Genomic DNA, 22,658 nt, shown 5'->3' with positions numbered 1-22,658 from the left:
CATGGTAATGCGCTTAGCCCGCCGTGGCCCAGAACAGAAATGATGAATAAAAAGTTACTGCCTATATTCTTAACAAATTTATTTATTAGAACAATGTTACAAACAATGCTAATATTTTTTTATCAAGCTATAAGACTGAACCACTGCCGTAATGAAAATTCGGTCTGGTGGGAAAGCTGGTTAGGTGCTAATATAATTATTCGTCTTTTTCTGCATACCAACCCGTTGTAATATTTTTAGACACACATTCTTCAATCATTTTTCGCGATTTTATAAGTGCACCAATAGCTATTTGAACATCTTCTTTGGAACGAATATAAATGCGACCCCACTTGTAGCCATATTCGCCCGAAAACGATTCTACGCCTTTAATTTTCTTGCCATTAGTAAAAAGATGAATATTAATAAAATCCTTTCGTAAAGCTACAGCAGCAAAAACACGTTTTGGAGAATAATACATAAGACGATACTTGGCAACTTTATAATAAATGGAATCATCTGTTTTTTTAATAGCAATGTCAATCTTTTTAAATATTTCTTTTACAAAAGCATTTGATCGAGAAAAATGTGATTCAAGCGAATATTCACTTTCGGGAGTAATTTGATCTGGAGGAGCGAGTGGAAAGTTTTCCAATTTTTTAATTTCCTCATGGAGCTCAATAACTTCAATATGCTTTGGACAATTTGACCAATCGTGTGACCAACAAATAATAATATCGCACTCTTCTTTGGAATGCTTGTGAGTTTCAAAATGGCTGCTTTTAAATTCAAATTCTATTCTAACTTCTTGCCATCGACCTTTCCCAATATATCTTTTTGCAATGCAATCAGGATAGCCTGGACGAACTACTTCAACATACATTCCTAACTCGTGCGCTATTTTCCCAAATAGAAAAACAACACCTTGTTCATTGACAGGTGCCCAAACCATACCGCGAAAATTAATCAACTCACCTACTATTGTTTTTCGTTTCATACAATTCCTTAACTATTTTTGAATACTCGCTTAACGGCGTGGCAACTAGCCGGCGCCCAACACAGGGATGCCGATTAAAAAGACTACGCCAAAGTTTATGCAACCGGTTTGTAAATTGCTCGATACAAGCCAGTTGCGACAGTTTAATTTATATGTACAATGCTTAACAGCAATGTTGGTTTAGGCCACTAAACTTAAGAACTACTCAAATGCCACATTGAAAACGGCGTCCGGCTAAGTTGCTTGTTAGTTGCCTCTCGCAATTTTTCTACATTTGTCTTTATCATCTCTCAATTCTACTAAAGCCAGAGGATTGTGAGAATCGTTTAACAAAGGACAATACTTTTGAATCAATTGTTGTTCAACAGAAAAATCATAGTCGAAATTGATATAGCTTATTTCCAAGTTCTCATTTATCCAATCAATTATTTTCTTTTTATCATCTTTAGAAAATTTATAATTATTCTGATTCTTTTTACCTTTTAACGAACCGAGTGGTGGAAGGAAACCTAATACTGCACCGATGCTTCTGAAAAAAGTTCCAGGACCAGTTGCTCGTAATTCTTGCTGTAATCTATCAAATAAAGATTGACCTTCTGCTTTACCAATATAAATTATATTATGAGAACGTTCGCTGAGAATATTTTGATATTTTTCCGGAAGTGCGGAACTTGATGCTAAACGAATTGAATACAATCCGGTTTTATCTTTCGGTAGTTCTGAGTCGATATTTTCTGCCATATAATACTGACCTTCTTTTATCAATTTTAATTCAACTTCGGTGATGTTAACTGATCCAACTAGTTCTGTTTTTTCAACTGCTATTTTAGTATTTGATAAAGGTAAATTCTTTATTTCAGACTTACTAATTTCAGTAGCAACGTCATTGCTATTGGCTGATTTAATCATTTGGATTTGCCGAGAATGTATTAAATTTTCGAAATCATCAACTGTATACCCCTTTTTGCTAGAAAAATCCGAGAAATAAAATCCAATCGATCGGATCTCATCTCTAATTCTTTTCTGATCATATTTAGAAGCTTTAACCTTTCTGTTTATCAATAATTTGATTTTTTCAGCTTCGGAGTATGTAAATAATTTTTTACCTTTCATAAAATTCTCTTGGCAACTAACTATTAATTAACCTGCCATAACACTTGATACGAGTCATTTTGGAATCATATCAAGAAAAGGTTTTGATTTAGTTTAAATAACAGCGTTTTAATTAAATGATATGAACTCAAGAGAATAAAATGCCCGGACTGTACCCCAAACTAACCCTCAAGCCCTCATTATTTTAACTCAAATTAGTTTAATGAGATACTTAAGTCAAGTTATTTTAGTGATTATTAATGGAATTTTTAAGTTTATGCTGTTGAAAGTCAATTGGCTGGTACTTAATGTGAAAATGGGTTGTATCGTCAACAATATCATAATGAGCGCTGAGTGAGGTCTTAATTTCTTCGGGGAGTTTTTTTCTGGTTAGCTGATCGGGAATGTTTGAGGTGCTGAGGTCTGCCGCTTTGCCGGAATAATGAAGGGATTTTGGAGAGTGCTTGTGAGAAAAATCGAAATCAAAAGAACTCAAATATTGTTGCTGTAGTATTGTTTCTCTGTCGATTTATGTCATTGCTGGTAACGCTTGGCGATATGCCTAGTAAGGGATTGCCGGTGATTCCTTATCAAATTGTAAGAAAAGTTAAAGAGGACTACAACCCCGACTCATCAATTAAAACCTTGTGGTGTAGATCATGTACCGCCAACTTGTTCTTTATGTTCAATCAAATATATCAATTCCCTTTTAAGCCGCTTAAATTGATATTTTTCTTCTTCCTTAAATCTCAGAATAACTAGCTTCAATAACTCTGATGATTCAGAATCAAGTTTGCAAATATTGTTTAACTCACTGTAATAATAATAGACTGGGCGTATTTTATCATTAAGAATCTTTTCCATTAGTTCTTTTGAAGTCAGGTTTTTCAATGAATCACGATATTCCCGCTCTGATTCTATTTTTTTCTTATGATCCTCAGTTTTCCTGACAACCTTTTGTTTTCTTAATTCGTCTCTATGCTCTTTATCAATTTTTTCCTTTTTCTTTAGTTGTGCTCTTTCTTTTTGTCTTTCCAGCCAGTTTTCAACTTCGATTTTAATTTCGGGAATTGTTTTTGAACTTAGGGTCGAAATACCAAATGGTAAATAAATATTGTTAGAATTTTCAAGAATCCAGTGTGTTAAATCCACTATGTCGTTATTTGGACTTTTCTTTAAGCTTTGAATTAAAAAATAGATCCCTTGTTTGTCTCCCGTGGTCATATAAAACAATCCAGCTTTTTCAATAAGTTTTTTGTATAAAGCAATGATTGGAGATACACTTCCGCCATGTCTTACAATATTTTCAACGATCGTTAATCCTTTTATAAGATTCTTCAGAGAATCAAAATCATATTTATCTGCAAGACGATGAAATGTTTCATAGTAATGTAAATTTTGTCCATGAAACTCTATTCTCATATCCCGATGAATCTGATCAATGAAAGCATGATAATCTCTCCGATCTTTGAATAGTTCACCAATGTCAGAAAAGCAATCTAATCGAACACATTCGATAATCTTGTTTATTGTAAGTTCAATATTCGCATTCATCTTTTTAGCACTTCCAGTAAATTATCATAACCTTCAACATTACTTTTTAAAGCACCTTTTATATTTGCAGCGGGTACCCGAATAAAAAAGGGATAAAGCTATTTCGGGAAAACCCCTTTTTAAGTAACTACTAATATCAAACTATAAATATTTACATAAAAATGCTATAAGAGCATTATAGAGTAATGAGCGGGATAAACAGTGTGAGTGATGAGTATCGAGTAAAGAGTTATGGAGGTGAAGAGCGGAGGAGTATTTTTTGAAAGAACTGAAATTCATTCATGGTGAGTTTATTGACGGGACAGCAATTATGAACGAGAAAACAAGGAAGGGTATTTTAAGAATGTACCACCAAATGCATGGCTATAAAAACTTCCTAATTATTTTATGTAGTGATATATTTCTGCTTATAAATAGTTGTTGTTAGTAAAAGTCCGTGATATTGCATTACTTTTATGAAAACAATAATGGTCTTAATAATATAGAGGGAATAAATGGAATATTTTCCAGATCCACAAAACCAACAAGTATATGCTGATATTGCGTATAGAATTGGGCATATCATTTTGGAATACGACAAACAAGTTAAAAGTAACTATAAATTTGAAAGCACCTTACATCTAATATCTCTACAAAACTTATTAACAATTAACGCTGAATATACCAGGGACATGTTGCGAAAAAAAAACATATTAGCCGAAACTATATTAAGCAATAATAAAGTTTGGGGTATTTCATTAGAGAATATTTATACGACATATCATGAAAAGCTGACTTTAGCAACTGTACTTAAAAGAATGAGGAATTCCGTGAGTCATCCTACAATAATAGATCTTGATGCTGATTATTTATCGACAGGCTATTGCACGATTAAAGATAACAGCAATATTATCAAAGAGTTCATATTTGTTGATTCTATTGATGTAATAAATGGCAAATTAAAACAGTATGACGAGAAAAGAGCTTTAGAACTTATGAGACAGAAAAGAATCAAAAACTTGCCTGCTGACGTAGAATATTCAAAAGAAAAGCAGTGTCTTATTAAAGACGGGGACCCATACTATAGAATATTTAAAATAAAATTAAATATTGATGATCTGCGTGAATTGGTTTTAAGATTATCTGAATATTTAGCTCAACCTATACAAGCAAATTGGGACGGTATTACTATCACAGAATTGAAAAATATTAAAGCGGCATAATGAAGACTTTAGCTTACTTTGCATCAGGCATTAATAATCCCAGGAGATTTGAATCATTAGATTTTGCTGATATAATTTATTTAATTGATCACAGATTCGATGGTACTTATTACAAAAGTAACAAAGTGATTTGCCTAGGAATGAACGCTTTAGAATCTATTGACTATTTCATCCAAAATAACATTAAACTGGATTATTTTGTTAGTGTAAATGATGGATTGTTTGAAGGTGGTGGGACCTATGCGATTCAAAGTGATATCTTTATAGGATATGCAATGAAGGTATTGAAAGATGAATACATTCATGTTATAAATTGGGATTATTACAATTATTATATAAACCATTACAGAAAAGAGGGATTGTTAGATTTACCATACGATAAAAGTGAAATTACAAAAGGTGATAAAGAATATTTTGATACAAGTATTTTTAGCAACAACTACCCAAATTCAGCAATATATAAAAACACTTTTATGAAAACGGAAACCCAATATAAAATCAACAATAGAGTTATAACAATAACTAATGACAGCATATGGAAATATGTTGAGCATTTAGATTTGATATTAGTCCCCTTTAACAAGATGGAATGGAGAAGTTTTTTTTATTCAAATGAAAAGGTTAAGAAAATGAATGCAATGAAGAAACTGATTATAGATTGCAATGAGAAAAAGATTGAAAAAATTGGAATTTTACCATGGAGAAAAGGAGAATATAAATACATTTATGAAATTTTAAATGAAGACAAGCATGAATATCCAAAAGAGATTGGATTTTATCATCTAAATAGAAATGATTTTTTTGAATTAAAATAAGCTGGTATATATTAGCGATTATATTTTTTTTTCTAATTAATAATTTCATGGCAATAGGTTAAGAGTACTTATTTAAATAGATACTTTATCTCTTCTTTTGTTAATCTTTTAATTGTAAACAGGAGCCATGCTGAAAGAATTATTGACCATAAATATGACAACACCAACTTTATGGTGGCATAGTTGCCAAATATTACTTTATCAATACTATGGTAAGTAATTATTGGTGATAGTATAAAAAATAATACCATTACCAATAATAAATTCATGAGTCTTCTTCTCCATTTGTTTTGATATTTCAATAAAAATGTGGTGAAGAGATAAACCATGATATATAGTAGAAACTCAAGACCAGTTTGAATAAAATAAAGAGTATAATTGATCTCAATGGGTGGTATAAAATTTTTTGTTGCTTGCTGAAAATTAATCACTGAAGAGATATTATTGGGGAAAACAAAATTCCGAAGTAATAGAAAAACTGAAATGACCATTAAACCCCAGGATAATACTCGTACAATCTTTTGATTTTTTTCTTGTGATACTAATGTTTCCATATCACCCATCACTTACTTGGTAACATATTGCAATGTTGCAAATAGACCGCCACTAAAACAACAACGCAGATTTAAACACAATTGCCAACAATTTATGTATAACTTCATTTACTCAGCTACACTAATAGAGCAACTAACTTTTACAACAAAACTTTATAATCATACAATTGCCGAGCGGTTTTAAGCGGCCGGCTTGAAGAAAGGGTTAACTGTAAATGCACTTATTTTGGAATATCCCATCCATTTTTTTGATAAACTTCTTCACCATTAATTAGAAACTTGAAAATAATTGATAGAAGGAACAGAATAATTCCAGACGTCATCCTACTTTCACGTCTATTTCCAACAGATTTCCCACTTGGACTAATTAAATCGAATAATTTTAGGACAAACAAACCACCAAGAATAATTTTTGAAATGCCGATTGGGATCCCGACTAAAATGTTCATACGATTATATTTAACAGCAAGATATAATGAATAAATCCCAATCATGATAGATATAGTAACGGCTATTAGATTAAATTCTTTCAAATCAAGGTAAGAAGAAAGGATTATTCCTATTAATAAAACAAAACAGGATAAGAAGGAAATAAAAAGGTCTTTGAAATCATAGTAGAATACAAACTTTTTACTACCACCTAAAATTACGGTTATAAGTATGTTTGCAACTAATATGACAATTATAATTTTAATTATTTGATCCACTGCTTATTTCCTATATTTTAGAAGGCTTTCTACCGCTATTTTCGCGCAATTATAAATCGCGTTATAATATTTTTTCTTACCAAGTTTGTTTTCATCAAAGTCGATAGCCAATACTAAGTTTTTATCCTTTTTCATCTCTTCTTCAGATATTATAAAAAAGCCTCTGTAATTATTCTCAACATATGCGTTCACTTTTTCTTTAACTGAATTTTGAATGGTTTTTATGTCTTCGTCAGCAACTTTTCCCTCGCCGTAATGTAAACCGTGTGCAACAGTTCCTTTTTGTACATAAATATATAGCTCACCATCTTCAAGATAATCAACCGGAATAAGTTTAGCTCTTTTCTTGGATTTTGGGTCATTCTTCATTACGAATAAGTATTCAAGAGCTTTTGATGAATTTTCCTCTGTGTCTTCGCTCTTATCACGATTTAGTCGTGGCCCCATTAAAATTTGTGGGTATTCAGATGATAATTTTCTTAATGCATCTTTACCAATATCCTTAAATGATTTGTCCGAATTTTTCTTAAAAGACATAATGAGAAAAACACCTATGACCACAGCTAAACCAACAATATCTTTTACAGCGTCCAGAATATTTAGCATTTCAAATCCTTTCAGAAACAAATTAATCGCTATTGCTAAAATACCGACAGCACCAAATATTAACGATAAGTTCTTCTCCAGTTTATCATCATAATCAGAAAACAGTTTCATATTATTTTCTCCATTAAATAGAAAAGGCTTTGATTAAAGATTGGCTACTATTGTAACCAAGGCATTTATTTTTGTAATAATCTATAATTATTTTATAATCATTAGACTCAATTTTATTCGTAACAATGAAGTGATAAATATCTTCCCAAGATATTCTATCGAATTGTTTTTCTTTATCTTCTACAATCATCTTGTCAAAAACTTCCTCAATTTCCAATTCACGATTACCTAATACCAAACTTATCAGTGAAAACTTCAATCCAATTCTATATGACATCCAAGTTCCAAGTAACCAAAATCTAAGTAACTCGTATTTTTCTTGTTCAATTGCAATGGAGCTATAATCACTGCTAAAGACTTTTTTAAACCAATTATTGCCACCTGTTAAATACTTCTTTGTGTTATCTGGGGCACTTGGTTTTGTCTCATTGAATGCTAATACTTTTGCTTCGATAAAGAATAAAGTAGTGTCTGTTTGAATAATTATATCAGGTTCTGAACCACGATTTATTGCTTCCCCAAATTCAGTTCTTGCTGAATTTAAAAGGGAATAAGTTCCTCGCTCTTTTTCTGAATAACTCCATAGTATTAATTCTGAATTAGAAACTTTCACCTTGCTAAAGGTGCTAAGAAATAAATCCAATAAATTATTTCTTTGTAAATAGCGAAACACATTAAAAGAAACCGCATCCTCGCTGTTTTCACGAGCAATCCTACTTTCACGTTTTACGGTTTTTATTTCTTCAAGATATTTTCTATCACTTTCATCAGTCCAAAGAATATTATGTTGTTCACTCTCGTATTCAAAAGTTGATGGTGAAATATAGATTTGATGGATTGGGCATTTAAACTGAGACGCTTTTTTGAAAACTTTTCTTTGACGTTGAACCTTTTTATTGCAATCTTTAACAGGACATTCAACCTCATTATCTGAGAGAATGATTTGAGGTTTCAGAGAATCATAACCATACATAAAAAATATCTCCTTTTATTTTACAGCTAACGCTCTTGCATCTCACCGGACGCCACAAGGTTTACGCTTCAAATACAGCGACTTATTGTTAATGTTACTTGATACTCACTTTTTTTAACTTTCACAACAATGACAAACTACAAATACTACGACCGAATACAGCGTTCCGCTTAAGACGCTAGTTAGTTGTAGTTTATTGGTTCAAAATGTTTTGTTTTCCAATTTTCAACAATAGTATATCCTATGATTTTTTTTGTTTTGACTCTGGTTGTCATAATAATTGTATAATGACTGTTGGGATCTTTTTTTGCGATTTCTCTCAATCTAATTATGAAATTATTGTGATTCGTTTTCCAATCTCCTTGATGACCAGTCATATCAAGCAAAATAATTTTTATTTGATCTTTATATTGTGTTTTGTATTCAGTTAATTTTGGAAAATCTCGATTGAGGTAATCTTGAACACTTTTATTATTACTGTTACCCCACTGAGATTCAATTAACGCAACCCATCTTAAATATCGTGGGTCTACCCCCTCAAAATATTTTTTAACATCCTTCTTACCTATAAAGTAATCAAGTTTGTGATGGTGGTCTTTGCACTCAACTTCTTGTAGTAAATAGTAATCTTTATTCTTAGATAAATATTTTTGCAGTTGATACTGCAAGTATTGAGTAAAATAATTACTGATTCTATCGCTATTCGGACTTCTTACAAGTTTACCATCTATTAAAGGTGGCCAATTATGAATTAAGAATTTGTCTAACCTCATAAGATTCACCTACAATTAGCTATTAATTACCCGCCTTAACTCTTGATATAAATCATTTTGGAATCATATCAAGAAAAAGGTTTTGATTTAGTTTAAATAACAGTGTTTTAATTAAATGATATGAACTCAAGAGAATAAAATGCCCAGACGGTACCCCAAACTAACCCTCAAGCCCTCATTATTTTAACTCAAATTAGTTTAATGAGATATTTAAGTCAAGTTATTTTAGTGATTATCAATAGAATTTTTGAGCTTATGCTGTTGGAAGTCAATAGGCTGGTACTCAATGTGAAAATGGGTTGTATCATCATCAATATCATAATGAGCACTGAGTGAGGTCTTAATTTCTTCGGGGAGTTTTTTCTGCTTGCTGATCGGGAATGTTGAAGGTGCGTATATCTGCCGCACTGCCCGAATAATGGCGTGATTTTGCGGACGCACCTAAAAATCTCCCGAATCATAATTCCATAATTGGATCACTATTTTGGCATGTCAGCACGCTTGATCATAAATCAGACGTGTGCTGCAAATCTATGCGAAATCTGCACTATTTTTCTAAAGTGCTTACATGAGTACATACAAAAGTGCATACACTTTTAGTATAAATTTGACATTTAATTTATAATCGGTTCTTATTTAAGTTTTTTTACAGACAAGGTCATTTATGCAAAAAACATACTAAGTCGCCTGAATTATTTGGATGAGTTTTCCCCTGATTATGTCATATCTCTCGATTTGAGTTTGGTAATAAAGGTGGCTTAAAAACGCTTCTTTATATTTCGGGCCTGAAATAATCTGAAACTCATTTTGTAAATAATTTTTCACATCAACAGGTGAATTTATGATTTCATTTACAATATCTTTTCTGTTATCCAGCACATAAACAATATCTTCAAAATGTCTGCTTGTTCTTGCGTCTTCTTTCCTATCCCTGAAGGCACTTAGTTTTGTTGCAAGGTAATAAGAGACATGCAATATTTTTATTACTATTTCTTCAATATAATACTGCTCTAAGTAATTTAATCCTGGTTCGAACCATTTGTCAGCCGGTGCCCAACCAACTTCTTCTGTCGACATCACATCAATCAAAATATCTTCATATCTAAACCTACACATCACCCCCTCTTCAATCGCAGGATAAAATCCCTTAGTAGCTAATTTCTCTTGTAACTTTATTAGTTTACCATAGGAGGCGATCTCAAGAAAAATGTCCACATCTTTTGTTGGGCGTACATCTTCAGCTGCCGGATCATCTGCATATAGGCTTGCAACTGATCCTCCAACGAAAACAACATGTTCGTTTAACTCACCTAGCGCAAAAGCAACTTTCTTAATTAGACTCTTGTTCGTACTTAACTTTTCTGGTTTCATAAGATTCTTTTCCTCAATTCATCCATAGCTATTTTATGCTCTCTGACCTTGCCAATCCTTACCCCATCGGTTAGCGCTAATAATTCATATAAACTTTTATCTCTTGTGGCAATCTCCGGGACAGTTTTATACAATGGCTCAATGGATTGCCCTCTAACTTCACCATGACCATATGGCCAAACGTAAGTTTCCTCTGAATGTAATATTAGTTTTAAGGGTTCAGCAGAAACCGCTGTCGGAATACCTCTCACCATTGCGCCCGGTTTTTGAGGAAAAACATATTTTATACCGAACTCAATAAATTCAAGTAAGGACTCTTTCATTAGTGTTCTTTTATCAAAACTTAGCAATCCTGCAATTGAAGATCGATTAATCGACTCACTAACTTCGCTTCCACTAATTTTAAGAGCTAATGAAATATCCTTGGATATCCAGCCCTCCTTAATTGAAGCAATTTTCAATAAAATAACTATGTCCTGAGGACGCATCCCGCTATGTTTTTTCATTTCTCACCAAACTATTTGCAATTCGCGAATCGCGAATTGCAAATTAATACAGATATGGCAAATAAGCAAAAACTATTCTAAAGAATTGCGTGAGAATCACTTCCCGAATTATTAGGCATCGGTGCAAGTTCTTTCAATTTTTGGTCTACAAAATCTAAAACTGAATTGCGGACTAACTCAGCTTCGCAGATTTTCACCCCTTTTTCATTTAACATCCGGACAGCAGCTAAAATTTTTTGAACATCTTGCTCGCTAAACCTATAAAGTCTTCTAATATTTTTGGGATTTTGTGTATATGGCTTTCTTCCTGCGCCGGCTCTTCTACCGCCTCTCATATCTAACTCCTTTTTATTGATGGATAAAGTTTATTATAGTTATCTGATTTTTGACAATCTCTTATATTTTCTAGTGGGACAATTGGACAAATTTTATTCGAACTTATATTCTCACTTACTTATAACTTCTTTTTCATCTTAATTACAAAATAAATTGTCCAAACGTCCAAATGGGATAAAACCGCTTAAAGCTGAATAAGAACCGCATATTGAGTGGACAATTTCTTCCAAAATATTTGTAGTCAAATTGTCCATCCGGCTTAGGATTCATCCTTTAGATACCTGTTTTGTTAAAATCATGAGCCTAGTATCCCCCGATTTGCGTTCAGAATAACTTAGTTCATATAGATCTGCATATATTTTAAGCCACCTGGTAAATTTATGTTGTGTCAAAAATTTTACTTCCTCATTCTGATTTTTAAATTTTTCGAATAATTCTTTCTTGTCTGTCTCTACCCCTAATGGAATTTCCGGGAGGAATTCTTCAAATTCAGGTGAAGTGGCATCAATTAATTTCTTCTTCTGAAGGTTGACATATTCGTATTCGACCAATCCTTTTTCCAAATAGAACCGGCAACACTCAATCATTAAGTTATAGAAAGAGATCCACTCTTCTTCATTCCACTCTATGAAAAACTTTTTCCCAAAATCATCCACTGGCGTATGTTTTTTATTGTAATAGTCAGAGAATTCAATGACAAACTGACGCGCCTTAGAAGAATCATTGTGCCCTGAAATAGAATAATTTGTTGTAATTAATGGTTTCGGACTCTCCTCGAATGGAATTCTAAATTCATCCCTCTGCTTCTTTTCAACTGTTATTCCCTCAGTTATCACTGAGAACAGTTTTTCGAAATCGAACTTCTTTTGCACGTCATCAAAGAACATGATCTGTGTATCCAGGTTTACTGACTGATATGCAAAACTCTTATCGAAATTAAAGTTCTTTCCGTCAAACTTTATCATCACTCTTAGTTGATTAATTGCTTTAGCTACAACCCCCTTTCCAGATCTACCGTAAGCGCTATCACTTAATTTCTCATCGGTAAAAATAATTGCTTTAGTGCGGGTCGGATCTTTGTAAGCATGCAACAGATAACCAATTGCCGAACGAAGGGCTGCGATTCTACTCAAATCATTCTTACAGATATTCTCAATAAACTTTTGAAAAGTACTCTCAATATCAGACTGCTCAAAATCACGCTGGATAATGTGCTTCTCCCATATACAACCTTTCAGCTCTTCATATCTCCAGATCTTGATACCTTCAGCGCTTACTTCAAGAACCACATTATTAAAGAAGAAATATGCCTTCTCCTTACGATCCTTCAAGAAGTCCAGCTCGAGTGTTGCAAGACATTCCAATACACCCTTACTAAACAAAAAATTAACGTTACGTATTAAGCATTCCTTAACAGAACTTTTAATACTTTCATCACTCAGCTCTTCAATACCTTTGAAGACATGGTCTTTTATTGAAACCGGGGTTACTTCTTTAACAATATTATTTTTGACCTCAACAAAAATGTAGCTGCTTCCCAAAATCAACTTACCATATCCCTCATCTTGGAGATATTCAATGAATTTCGCTTTCTCAATAATCATCACTCCTTTAGAATTAAATGTCCAAAAATTTATTTGAGGCGGTTTGAAACCATAATTTTTAGCAATTTCATAGAATGTCCCCAAGGTAATTTCACCGCTGTAACCGTTAATGAATCCATCAAACTTTTTATTCAAACTCGCTAATGATTCGTCGGGATAGTTGGGATTATCTTTACAAATTCTTAAGAAATAACTTCTGCCCTCTTCCCCCAAGGAAGCTAAGGCAAATCCGATTCTCAGGAATTCATCATAATTATTAATTTTGTGTCTTAAAAAATCAGAGGCTTCCCCTAGATGCGATTTATTGAATGAACGGTTACTTTTATTGGTTGGCTTCTCTTGCTTCACCTTAGGTTCAACGATGCAAAATTCATTCAAGGCTTTGATAATTTGCTCCACGCCGATCACTACCGGAGGCGTCTCGGGAATATTTGCATTCATATTGCAGAATTGATAGGAATTACCACTTGCATGTTTTGAAGGGGGCAGTATAGTCAAACTTTTTTTCCATCGAAGTTCGATTTGCTTGAACTGATGCGATATCTTTGGTTTAAAGACATAACATCCTTTCTCCCCACCCAACTCACCAAACAAAGATGGAGCGTTAGCGCAATAAAACCATAGGTGAAACCCTTTCCCACTTCCAGTTTTTACAAGCCAAGGATAATCATGAGGTAATCCCAATTTAAGCATGAAATTTTTCACTACGTCATCTTCAGCAACATCATCAAAGTCGAAACACCTTAAGTCCCCTATCCCACAGACGGCTCCTAAACCGCTTGTATCGGAATTCCAATTTAGTTTTTCAATATCCTGAATTGACATTTCTTGCTCCTGCCAATCCTTCCATCCATCTTTAGGCATCTTATTGACGAATGGAATTAGGTTAAAACCAAATTGATGATGGTAGTCTTTAGCTGTTTCCAAAAGATTCATTTTACTTCTCCATACGGACGTTGCCGCAAAAATTGATGCGCTCATATACCTCACGTTGAGCGCAAATTAGTTTGTCATATTATTGATTGTTCATTTTCAGTTGAAACTTGTGCATCGAAAACTTTAATTGCTTCTTTTAGGGAATTAATATTTAGGTGTGAATAAATTTCGGTCGTTGAAATCGAAGAATGCCCAAGTAATTCCTTTATTATATATAGCGAGACTCCTCTCTGCGCCAAGTTGGACGCAAATGAATGTCTCAACGAATGAAAGTGAATCGAATTCTCTATAGATGCTTCCTTGCAAGCAGCCTTGAACTTCTTGGAGATAAAATCCCCTGTATACGGAAATCCGCCTGCTTTACAGAAAACATATTTTCGTTTATTCTCAACCACCTTTTTTTCATCAGATAGCCTCGATAAGACTACGAATGCTTCATCACTAATCGGGATGTATCTCTGATTACGACCTTTTGTAGTGAATTCCTCGTCGCCTACGGTTATTATTTTATCTACCATACTGACATTATTCCACCTTAAATTGACCAATTCGCTTAACCGCATTCCGGTACAAAATGCAAGGATGGTTATATCTCTAACGGTTTCAGAATCAATTTTAAGGCAGATTTTTTCTAGTTGCTTTGAATCGATAAAGGCCGGATTGATTTTCTGTTTCTTAGGTAGTTTGACTTTGAGAAAGTAATTTTCGTTTACATATCCCCAGTCCTTAGCTTTATTAAATGCTGCTTTGAGTGTTCTAAAATAAACGCGGTAACCTTTTGGGGCCTTCTTTTGCATGTATGTCGTAAATTGCTCAATATCTTTCAGCCCGATTGATTGTATTACCTTCTGTTTACCGAAGAATTTGGCTAAATGCTTTAATGCAATTTGTACAGAACTATAATATGCTTTGGACCTATTCTCTTTAATATGGCAACTGTACTCGTCGCAGAAAATTCTAAGAATTATCGCTTGTTGTTGCTGTGGTAATAATGAGAATAAGTACCTTAGTTTCTCAATATCACTTTCTTCCAAACTATTTAATAGAGTTTTATCCATAGAGATTTACTTAATTCCAATAATATTTTTAATATTCACTTGCCTTAGCGCAGAATTCAATTTTTAATGTACAGTTAGATAAATGTGTTCATCTGTTTTTGAAAACGTTTCCATACTGTTTCCGTTCTTTGTGGTCCGTTTCCGTTTTTTGAAGTCCGTTTCCGTTTTTTACCATTTTCAGCGCCGATTCCAACCGACGAATGGTGGTGTTTCCGCTTTGCGATAACTTTTGCCCTGTTTCTGTTAAAAATGAATAATTAGAATAGGACATATCACTTGTTAAATTATCTTATTGAAAAACCGTGTTGAAAAGTAAGGACAGAATGGACTCATACTGGTTTCATACCTGGTATGAGTAAAGGAGTATAAGTCTGAGATTATTTCGTTCGAGGAGCTCCGAAGTAGCTGTGAATTGATAAGATTTTGCTGATATATGCTTCAGTTGTTACAACACCGCGATCTTTAAGTGCCTGATATATCTTTGGAAGTATAAGCCGACGCTTTAAATTATTCACTCCCGATTTTAATTTATATTCTTTTGCCAGGTCGAGTACTTGATCTGAAGTCGGCTTAGATAAAATATTCTTCATGCCGCTTCTGATTTTTGATTGAGTACTAATTCTTTGAAGTTTATTTTTATAATTAATTAGGAATTCGTATACATTTTCGAATTTAATTTTCAAAGCTGGATCTATTGTTGGGTTTTGATAAACTTTTATTAAGCTCTTTACCATCCACAATTGTTTTTGGAGAATTGGGAATTCTTTAAGTGCATTCTCATAAACGTCTTTATTTTTATACTTATAAAATAAATTAAATGAAAGTTCAAACTCTTCAACAAGATTTTTATTAAAACGGAATAATTGAGTAATGTCCAAATCATTCTTAGTTAAATCAACATTTGATGAATGAAGTGATGCTTTTAATTCACTTTCTTGCATTTTTCTATAGTATACGTAACTTTGATATGCTTCATAATAGTTTTCCAAACTTGCAGCAAGTTCGAGTGAATACTTTCTAATATCATTTCTCATGGTTAATCCATTTCATTGTTGAATTCTGTTCTGTAGAAATATTTTGACTTAAATAAAACAATATATGCAATTTATAAAATCATCAGATTTAAAGAAATATGCGGTTATTAACACTGAACAAAATAAAATAATTGGATTCGTTAAAATTAATTCCCTCAATTATAGACGGTATCGAAATAACTTTAATGAGGTAACAATTTAGCGCCATCTAAAACTAGTGAGTACATTAAATTATTTAATAAATCTTTTAATTATAGTCTTGATAAGGAAACGATTATTAAATATTTTTTTAGGTATAATCATTGGAGATTAACAGTTAACTAATTCTAGTGTAGACTTTTCTAAGTTGCGAGTCTAACCAATATTGTGACAGTATTATGGCCCGGGAGGGGGGTACCAGAGTAAACAACGCGTCAGAATAAGTCTGGCATTTGACTTACAACTTTGATCATTTAAGGACTTAAGACCTCCACTGGTTTTTAATTAAACTGATTGTTCATTATTTATTGTAGTGTTTGTACAATTTGAAAAGTACATACAAAAGTACATACAACGAAAACCGAAAATCATAGGGTTTTTCTGATGGGTAGAATAAAAAAAAGCTCGATTTCTTTTCAAAATCGAGCTTTTTAAGCTGCCCCGTCAGGGGTCGAACCTGAACTCTTCTGATCCAGAGTCAGACGTGTTGCCAATTACACTACGGGGCATTAATTATTTCAAATATAGTAAAATGTTGCCAACAATATTATTTTTTTGTTTCAATTTGTGATTTCTTATAACTCTCAATTTTACTATCACTCGCCTTTTGTACATTGAGCCAGAATGGAATATCATTTACATCCCAAACTTTACTATCAGCAGAATCCACAATTTTAATTCTTCCCAAACTTGAATATTTTATTACACTGCCTGTAACTTGATCAACTATGGCCGGATCTCGTAAATAATCCCATGCGTAAACACCTGTTGAAGGATAATTATTTGCTAGTTGAACCCATGTTCCATCAGCTCCATTTTGAAGACTGTAATAAATATTGACATTTCCGCTTATGGCGTAACTAGTCCATACTATAGCCATCGGACTTCTACCCGGCTGGCCATAAAAATCTTCTCCATTATTTGGGAATTCAACACGAATTTTTTTACCGGTGTGAATTGAGAAAAAGTTATCTGAAATATCACTTAAACTTCCCGATAAATTGCTAACCTTAATCAAACAATTATCAGAGCTGTCAATCTTTTCACCGCTACTTCCAGGTGCCCAGACAAAAAATCCATTATTAATAATACTTGAAGCTCCGGGAACACCTGTCCAACTTCCACCGCCATTTGTAGAATATTCAATCTTAACACGCTCCAGTCCCGAGGCTTTCCACTTTATTTCGAATGGATTATAATTTTGAGAATTCGTTTGATTGCTGCTGCTCTTTAACCATTGTTCTTTCCCATTTGGCTGCAATACAGTAATATTTGAAGGCTCGGTTTTAACAACAGTAAAATTACCTATACTTCTTGCACTTGGTGCTTCCTCTGCACCTTCGTCAGCATTGTAAACTACTACGTAATACTGGTCCGATGGGAGTGAAAAACTAGTTGTAAACGTTCCCAAATTTGCCACTTTACTAACTAATGTATAAAACTCGGGAATTTCAGGATACCTGCCCTGCCCATTAGTAGTAGTAAATTTTATCCCCACGGTTTTAATACCGGTAGATTCCCATTTAATTTCTACAGGGTCACTATCTTTAAATATGATTGGTCCTCGAGGAGCGGTTACCGAAATATATTTAATTGGTTCGACTGTAAACGTACCATCACTAATATCTGAGATTTCATTATCCTCGGTATCACTAATTCTAATTTGACATTGAGTAGAATTCGTTTGTGGATTAATGTTCCACTCGTAAGCTCCACCTTCATAGTCATTAACAAGAACAATCCAATTTGCACCTTTATCCGGAGTAAATTCAATCTTTACTTTCTTTACGCCAGAAGAATTCCAAGTAATATTTTGCTTTGTGCCTGCTTCCCATACTTCGGAACCGTTTGGACTAATTATCTGCAACGATTTATTTATCTGATTTGAAATCTGGAAATTATTGTCAGAAAGATCCGCGGGATTTCCATCATCAGCATCACTAATTCGAACTTTACATTGCAATGAATTAATACTAGGAATACTGGACCATTTGTAGTACCCGATACTCGGAGTTGAGCTAACAATTGTTGTCCAATTTGCTCCTCCATTTGTAGTGTATTCAATTTTGACATCTGGGACATTTTGAGAAGTCCATCTAATTTCCTGACTAGTATTTGACAACCAGAATTCATTTCCATTTGGTACAAGAACTTGGATTTCAGGTTCGGGTTCAATACTAAAGAATCCATCACTGTCATCAGATGGAGCCGAATCAGCCGCGTCACTAATTCTAATTTTACAATTAGTTGAAGAGGTGCTTGGTAATTGATTCCATGTGTAAAATCCATCGCTCGGAGTACTAGCAGTAATCGTATTCCATGATATTCCATTATTCAGAGTATATTCTATCTTCACATTTTGAATACCAGAAGCCTCCCATGTAATATTTTGCGCCGAGCCCGCAATCCACTTTTCCCCTCCGTTTGGAGAAGTTACTTTAACTAATTGATTTCCTAGAGTAGTTATAGTAAAATTTTCATCAGAGATGTCAGAAGGTATTCCATCTTTGGTATCGCTAATTCTCACTCTGCATTGCAGCGAACTTACATCCGGTATTTTATCCCAAGCATATACGCCATCACTCGGTGTTGAGGCTGTAATTAAACTCCACGTAGCCCCATTGTTTGTTGTATATTCAATTTTCACATTCTCAATATTCACTGATGTCCACTTAATATTATTTGCTGAGCCGGCGTACCATTCTTCATTTCCATTGGGCTCTAATACATGAATTTGAGGTTCAGGAAGCACAGTAAAAGTACCATCACTTTCATCCATCGGTGATCCGTTATCTTTATCACGGATTCTGATTTTATACTGTGTTGATGGACCAGTAAAACTTGTAATGTAAAACCCGCTTGATGGAGTTCTATCAACTATTGTTGACCAACTAATACCATTATTAATTGTGTATTCAAGAAAGACGTTTTCAACACCAACTGATTTCCACTTAATAGTGTCAACAATTCCAGCAATCCAAACTTCACCACCATTCGGACTTATTATTTCTAATTCAGGTTTAGGTACGATTCTAAAGGCAGAATTACTTTGATCAATCGGTTCACCATCTAACGCATCGCTAATCTTTACTAAACATTGAGTTGATAATGAATTTGGGACATTCCATTCATATGCACCGGTGTTCGATAAATCCTGAACAATATTATTCCAGGTTAATCCATTGTTGGTAGTAAAATCAATTTTTACTTTCGGTACGCCGCTTGATGTCCATGTAATACTTTGATTTGTACCAGCTTGCCATCTTTCCCCGCCATTCGGTGCTGTAATCTCCAAGGTCTGTGTAATTTGATTTGTTATTGTAAAAGGATTATCAGAAATATCGTTTGGCTCCCCATCCTTCACATCATAAACTCTTACTTTACACAATTCTGAGTTAACATTCGGAACCGGTTCCCATACATAATAGCCGGTAGATGGGGTTGATTCAATAATAGTAATCCAATTAAAACCACCATTGGTAGTATATGCTATTTTTACATTTTCAATATTTTCTGAAATCCATTCCAGCTTTCTACTTGTCCCCGAAAGTATTTTTTCTCCACCATTCGGACTTACAACTTTGAGAGTAGGTTCTGGCAATATAAAAAATGGATTTGGACTTTCTGTTGATGGAGATCCATCCTTCGCATCCATAATTCTAATTTTTGCAAGAGTAGACGGCGTATTTGGTATAGGTTCCCAAAAATAAATCCCAGTATTCTTATCATCTGTAGCAATAAAATTCCAAGTGTTGCCATTGTTTGTAGTATAATCTAGTTTAACTGCACTTATTCCAGAACTGTACCACTTTATCTGTTTGGAGGAACCCGCTTCCCATTCTTCATTCCCTACTGGTGATACTAATCTTAAACTCTCATTAGAATTACGCACAATCGCAAAAATATTATCGCTAACATCAGAAGTAATACCATCATGACTGCTGATACGAATTTGGCATTGATTTGAGATTGTATTTGGAATTGGAAACCAAACATAAATTCCAGTATTTTTTACACTATCTGCAATTAGTGCCCAGCTTGTACCATTATCAATGGAATAAAGTAAGCGTACCACTGTTGATCCGGTACCTGTCCACTTTATTTCGAATGATGAACCCTCGGCAAGTGTCTCCCCTCCATTAGGTGATACAACCTTGATATTCGCGGTGGTAGGCTTTGTTGGATCTGTGGGGTTGGTTCCATCAGTTTCTTCATCTTTCAACTTGCAAGAGGAAATAATAACTAATATTACAAGAATTGATAATAGATACTTTTTCATTTCATCCTCACCGTCGAATTAAATTACAACAACTGTAAGTAAATTTAATAAAAAACATTTATTTTTATTCATAAATTTGTTTCAGAAACCGTGCCTAAGTTGATTTCTTAATTTAATTTAGATTATCAAGGGTAACCAGATGAGTCACAAACCTTTTTACATGTTAATTTTACTTATTTCATCTTTCAGCCTCAATTTATCGCAGCAGTTAATTCTAAAAAATGAATTAGCCAATTTCGACAAAGCCACTGCCCTTTCAATAAATCCCGTTGGGTTAATCTTTGTAGCTGATTGCGGAACTAATGAAATAATCAAGGTTGGTGCTGCCGGACAGGAATTGCAAAGAATTGGAGGCTTCGGCTGGGATAATCTTTCATTTGATGAACCAATCTCCTTATTTGCCAATACGCTAAATGTTTACGTTGCCGATAAAAATAATAACCGAATTCAAATTTTTGATAAAGATCTAAATTATTTATCAAGTTTCTCTACTCAAAATGTGAATGAAGAAGCAGCAAAATTCTCATTTCCTACTTGTATTGAATCTTCACCGACCGGTGAAATATTTGTCCTTGATTCATATAACTCTAGAATTGTTAAATATTCTTCGAGTGGCAGATTTATACTTGTTGTAGGTGGATTTGATGCCGGGGCATTCGCATTAATTAATCCTTCTCAATTTGCTTTATCTGAAAATTTAAATGTTGGAGTTTTAGATGGCGAGCGCCTTTTGATTTTTGATCAGTTTGGTAACGGATTAAAAATAATTGAACTTCCTTTCCTGCCCATAGGAATTTCAAAAGGCGCAAACGGATTTCTGATAAATTCAAAAAATGAATTACTGATAATTAATAATAATTTTGTGCAAGATTTATTCATTTCAAAAGATAACTTTATTCCAACAATAGGTGATGATATTGTGGACACTGCTTTCCACAATAAGTCTGTGTTTGTACTCACAAAAACAAATCTTTTTACATACAATGTAATTCTGAATTGAAAAACCAACGACTCATTTTATCTCTTTTATTGCTATTGCTATTTCTAATCTGGAATGCCGGTATCTACCTTGCATGGCTGGTAGAGTATTTTCCCTCACTAATTTATTTATTCCCATTAGCCGAACATTCATATAGTATTGTTTGTCACCAAAATGGTTTAAAACTTATCGGGGAGGGGACAAATCATTCATTAGTTTGCTCTAGATGTGCTGGGATATACTTTGGGTTACTCACTTCATCTTTCGTCAACCTAATTTTCAGAATTGAAATCGCTCCAAATAATAAAGTCCTTTTCGCGGTTGCATTGCCAATGCTTATCGATGTAATTTTGTACAATTTTGGTTTTTATAATTACTCAAAAACTATAGCATTTCTTACTGGGTTGCTTTTAGGTTCTGTTGGATTTCTGTATCTTTACTCACCATTGAGAACATTATTTTCAAATAAAAACGGATAAATGTGAAAAAGTATATCTCCCCTTTCATTTGCGGTTTTGGAGCCGGAGTATTAAATGTTGTGCCTGTTGTGAAAAGTTTTGGCTGTTGTATAATAATGCCAATAGCGGTTTACATCTCATTATTACTAGATATTAAAGCAAGCGGGAATAATAAAACTATAGCTATAAAAAAGGGGATTATGTTTGGATTAATTACAGGATTATACGCGGCTCTATTTAGCACTTCATTTGAAATTATTATTACTTTTATAACTAAACAGAACGACCTTGTTAATGGATTTTCGGAATTTCAAAAAATGTCGGATTCTTTACCATTCGCACAAGAAATTAAAAATGAAGTAATAAATCTCATGGCTTCAGTTCGTGAAGATATCATTAATTACGGTTTTTCATTCCTTTACTCAATTTCATTATTAATCAATAATTTGGTTGTGAATACTATTTTTGGAATTGGTGGCGGATTAATCTCAGTTCAAATAATCAACAATAGATTAAATAGATCAAGAGAAAATTAA

At 33.5% G+C, this 22,658-nt stretch carries 23 protein-coding genes and 1 tRNA gene; 6 read left to right on the top strand and 18 right to left on the bottom strand.

Features of this window, described 5'->3' with window-relative positions:
- Positions 1-196 precede the first annotated feature (196 nt).
- The 4 genes from KF816_06275 to KF816_06260 form a co-directional block, all read right to left on the bottom strand.
- Complete coding sequence (locus tag KF816_06275) at positions 197-976, bottom strand: hypothetical protein (GenBank protein MBX3007618.1); 780 nt, start codon at positions 974-976, stop codon at positions 197-199.
- Between the two features lie 246 nt (positions 977-1,222).
- Positions 1,223-2,089: a hypothetical protein gene (locus tag KF816_06270; protein MBX3007617.1), complete on the bottom strand. Its 867-nt coding sequence runs from the start codon at positions 2,087-2,089 to the stop codon at positions 1,223-1,225.
- 226 nt (positions 2,090-2,315) lie between these two features.
- Entirely contained in the window at positions 2,316-2,564 is a 249-nt protein-coding gene (locus KF816_06265; protein MBX3007616.1) for a hypothetical protein, read from the bottom strand.
- A gap of 161 nt (positions 2,565-2,725) precedes the next feature.
- Complete coding sequence (locus KF816_06260; protein ID MBX3007615.1) at positions 2,726-3,622, bottom strand: hypothetical protein; 897 nt, start codon at positions 3,620-3,622, stop codon at positions 2,726-2,728.
- Between the two features lie 259 nt (positions 3,623-3,881).
- On the opposite strand from KF816_06260, the gene KF816_06255 reads away from it, so the two are divergent.
- The 3 genes from KF816_06255 (at position 3,882) to KF816_06245 (ending at position 5,639) form a co-directional block, all read left to right on the top strand.
- Positions 3,882-4,049, top strand: coding sequence for a hypothetical protein (locus tag KF816_06255; protein ID MBX3007614.1), 168 nt, complete (start codon positions 3,882-3,884; stop codon positions 4,047-4,049).
- A 67-nt stretch (positions 4,050-4,116) separates the two neighbouring features.
- On the top strand, positions 4,117-4,824 hold the full coding sequence (locus KF816_06250) for a hypothetical protein (protein ID MBX3007613.1): 708 nt from the start codon (positions 4,117-4,119) through the stop codon (positions 4,822-4,824).
- Positions 4,824-5,639 (top strand): hypothetical protein, encoded by an 816-nt coding sequence (locus KF816_06245; GenBank protein ID MBX3007612.1) that lies wholly within the window; start codon positions 4,824-4,826, stop codon positions 5,637-5,639. The genes KF816_06250 and KF816_06245 overlap by 1 nt, the downstream gene beginning before the upstream one ends.
- A gap of 68 nt (positions 5,640-5,707) precedes the next feature.
- On the opposite strand, the gene KF816_06240 is transcribed toward KF816_06245, so the two are convergent.
- The 14 genes from KF816_06240 to KF816_06175 all read right to left on the bottom strand — a co-directional run bounded on the left by KF816_06240 (position 5,708) and on the right by KF816_06175 (position 20,685).
- Positions 5,708-6,193 (bottom strand): hypothetical protein, encoded by a 486-nt coding sequence (locus KF816_06240; GenBank protein MBX3007611.1) that lies wholly within the window; start codon positions 6,191-6,193, stop codon positions 5,708-5,710.
- Between the two features lie 221 nt (positions 6,194-6,414).
- Positions 6,415-6,900: a hypothetical protein gene (locus KF816_06235; GenBank protein ID MBX3007610.1), complete on the bottom strand. Its 486-nt coding sequence runs from the start codon at positions 6,898-6,900 to the stop codon at positions 6,415-6,417.
- 3 nt (positions 6,901-6,903) lie between these two features.
- On the bottom strand, positions 6,904-7,617 hold the full coding sequence (locus KF816_06230) for a hypothetical protein (GenBank protein ID MBX3007609.1): 714 nt from the start codon (positions 7,615-7,617) through the stop codon (positions 6,904-6,906).
- A 13-nt stretch (positions 7,618-7,630) separates the two neighbouring features.
- A complete protein-coding gene (locus KF816_06225; protein MBX3007608.1) occupies positions 7,631-8,590 on the bottom strand; it encodes a hypothetical protein in 960 nt (319 codons plus the stop codon).
- Between the two features lie 182 nt (positions 8,591-8,772).
- On the bottom strand, positions 8,773-9,363 hold the full coding sequence (locus tag KF816_06220; protein ID MBX3007607.1) for a hypothetical protein: 591 nt from the start codon (positions 9,361-9,363) through the stop codon (positions 8,773-8,775).
- A 225-nt stretch (positions 9,364-9,588) separates the two neighbouring features.
- Positions 9,589-9,804 (bottom strand): hypothetical protein, encoded by a 216-nt coding sequence (locus KF816_06215; protein MBX3007606.1) that lies wholly within the window; start codon positions 9,802-9,804, stop codon positions 9,589-9,591.
- A gap of 237 nt (positions 9,805-10,041) precedes the next feature.
- Entirely contained in the window at positions 10,042-10,734 is a 693-nt protein-coding gene (locus tag KF816_06210) for a nucleotidyl transferase AbiEii/AbiGii toxin family protein (protein MBX3007605.1), read from the bottom strand.
- A complete protein-coding gene (locus tag KF816_06205) occupies positions 10,731-11,240 on the bottom strand; it encodes a hypothetical protein (protein ID MBX3007604.1) in 510 nt (169 codons plus the stop codon). Before KF816_06205 ends, KF816_06210 begins: the two co-directional genes overlap by 4 nt.
- Positions 11,241-11,317: 77 nt before the next feature.
- On the bottom strand, positions 11,318-11,575 hold the full coding sequence (locus tag KF816_06200; protein ID MBX3007603.1) for a hypothetical protein: 258 nt from the start codon (positions 11,573-11,575) through the stop codon (positions 11,318-11,320).
- A gap of 267 nt (positions 11,576-11,842) precedes the next feature.
- Complete coding sequence (locus KF816_06195) at positions 11,843-14,116, bottom strand: bifunctional DNA primase/polymerase (GenBank protein ID MBX3007602.1); 2,274 nt, start codon at positions 14,114-14,116, stop codon at positions 11,843-11,845.
- A 74-nt stretch (positions 14,117-14,190) separates the two neighbouring features.
- Positions 14,191-15,174, bottom strand: coding sequence for a tyrosine-type recombinase/integrase (locus KF816_06190; GenBank protein MBX3007601.1), 984 nt, complete (start codon positions 15,172-15,174; stop codon positions 14,191-14,193).
- A 377-nt stretch (positions 15,175-15,551) separates the two neighbouring features.
- Positions 15,552-16,208 (bottom strand): hypothetical protein, encoded by a 657-nt coding sequence (locus tag KF816_06185; GenBank protein ID MBX3007600.1) that lies wholly within the window; start codon positions 16,206-16,208, stop codon positions 15,552-15,554.
- Between the two features lie 634 nt (positions 16,209-16,842).
- Positions 16,843-16,915: transfer RNA gene (locus KF816_06180), tRNA-Gln, on the bottom strand.
- Positions 16,916-16,953: 38 nt separating this feature from the next.
- Positions 16,954-20,685 (bottom strand): hypothetical protein, encoded by a 3,732-nt coding sequence (locus KF816_06175; GenBank protein MBX3007599.1) that lies wholly within the window; start codon positions 20,683-20,685, stop codon positions 16,954-16,956.
- A 139-nt stretch (positions 20,686-20,824) separates the two neighbouring features.
- Between KF816_06175 and KF816_06170 the strand changes: the two genes are divergently transcribed.
- The 3 genes from KF816_06170 to KF816_06160 are packed head-to-tail and all read left to right on the top strand — an operon-like array spanning position 20,825 to position 22,658.
- Complete coding sequence (locus KF816_06170) at positions 20,825-21,685, top strand: NHL repeat-containing protein (GenBank protein MBX3007598.1); 861 nt, start codon at positions 20,825-20,827, stop codon at positions 21,683-21,685.
- The gene (locus tag KF816_06165; protein ID MBX3007597.1) at positions 21,682-22,143 is read left to right on the top strand and encodes a DUF2085 domain-containing protein; all 462 of its coding nucleotides are present in this window, start codon (positions 21,682-21,684) and stop codon (positions 22,141-22,143) included. Before KF816_06170 ends, KF816_06165 begins: the two co-directional genes overlap by 4 nt.
- Positions 22,144-22,145: 2 nt before the next feature.
- The gene (locus tag KF816_06160) at positions 22,146-22,658 is read left to right on the top strand and encodes a hypothetical protein (protein MBX3007596.1); all 513 of its coding nucleotides are present in this window, start codon (positions 22,146-22,148) and stop codon (positions 22,656-22,658) included.

It is taken from the genome of Melioribacteraceae bacterium, from assembly GCA_019638015.1.
GTDB lineage: Bacteria > Bacteroidota > Ignavibacteria > Ignavibacteriales > Melioribacteraceae > JAHBUP01.
This window is presented reverse-complemented; position numbering and strand designations above follow the sequence as displayed.

Bases quoted from the DNA above. Each gene is read 5' to 3' on its own strand.
- KF816_06275 (MBX3007618.1), bottom strand. From the start codon at position 976: ATGAAACGAAAAACAATAGTAGGTGAGTTGATTAATTTTCGCGGTATG.
- KF816_06270 (MBX3007617.1), bottom strand. From the start codon at position 2,089: ATGAAAGGTAAAAAATTATTTACATACTCCGAAGCTGAAAAAATCAAA.
- KF816_06260 (MBX3007615.1), bottom strand. From the start codon at position 3,622: ATGAATGCGAATATTGAACTTACAATAAACAAGATTATCGAATGTGTT.
- KF816_06250 (MBX3007613.1), top strand. From the start codon at position 4,117: ATGGAATATTTTCCAGATCCACAAAACCAACAAGTATATGCTGATATT.
- KF816_06245 (MBX3007612.1), top strand. From the start codon at position 4,824: ATGAAGACTTTAGCTTACTTTGCATCAGGCATTAATAATCCCAGGAGA.
- KF816_06240 (MBX3007611.1), bottom strand. From the start codon at position 6,193: ATGGAAACATTAGTATCACAAGAAAAAAATCAAAAGATTGTACGAGTA.
- KF816_06230 (MBX3007609.1), bottom strand. From the start codon at position 7,617: ATGAAACTGTTTTCTGATTATGATGATAAACTGGAGAAGAACTTATCG.
- KF816_06225 (MBX3007608.1), bottom strand. From the start codon at position 8,590: ATGTATGGTTATGATTCTCTGAAACCTCAAATCATTCTCTCAGATAAT.
- KF816_06220 (MBX3007607.1), bottom strand. From the start codon at position 9,363: ATGAGGTTAGACAAATTCTTAATTCATAATTGGCCACCTTTAATAGAT.
- KF816_06210 (MBX3007605.1), bottom strand. From the start codon at position 10,734: ATGAAACCAGAAAAGTTAAGTACGAACAAGAGTCTAATTAAGAAAGTT.
- KF816_06205 (MBX3007604.1), bottom strand. From the start codon at position 11,240: ATGAAAAAACATAGCGGGATGCGTCCTCAGGACATAGTTATTTTATTG.
- KF816_06200 (MBX3007603.1), bottom strand. From the start codon at position 11,575: ATGAGAGGCGGTAGAAGAGCCGGCGCAGGAAGAAAGCCATATACACAA.
- KF816_06195 (MBX3007602.1), bottom strand. From the start codon at position 14,116: ATGAATCTTTTGGAAACAGCTAAAGACTACCATCATCAATTTGGTTTT.
- KF816_06190 (MBX3007601.1), bottom strand. From the start codon at position 15,174: ATGGATAAAACTCTATTAAATAGTTTGGAAGAAAGTGATATTGAGAAA.
- KF816_06185 (MBX3007600.1), bottom strand. From the start codon at position 16,208: ATGAGAAATGATATTAGAAAGTATTCACTCGAACTTGCTGCAAGTTTG.
- KF816_06175 (MBX3007599.1), bottom strand. From the start codon at position 20,685: ATGAAAAAGTATCTATTATCAATTCTTGTAATATTAGTTATTATTTCC.
- KF816_06170 (MBX3007598.1), top strand. From the start codon at position 20,825: ATGAGTCACAAACCTTTTTACATGTTAATTTTACTTATTTCATCTTTC.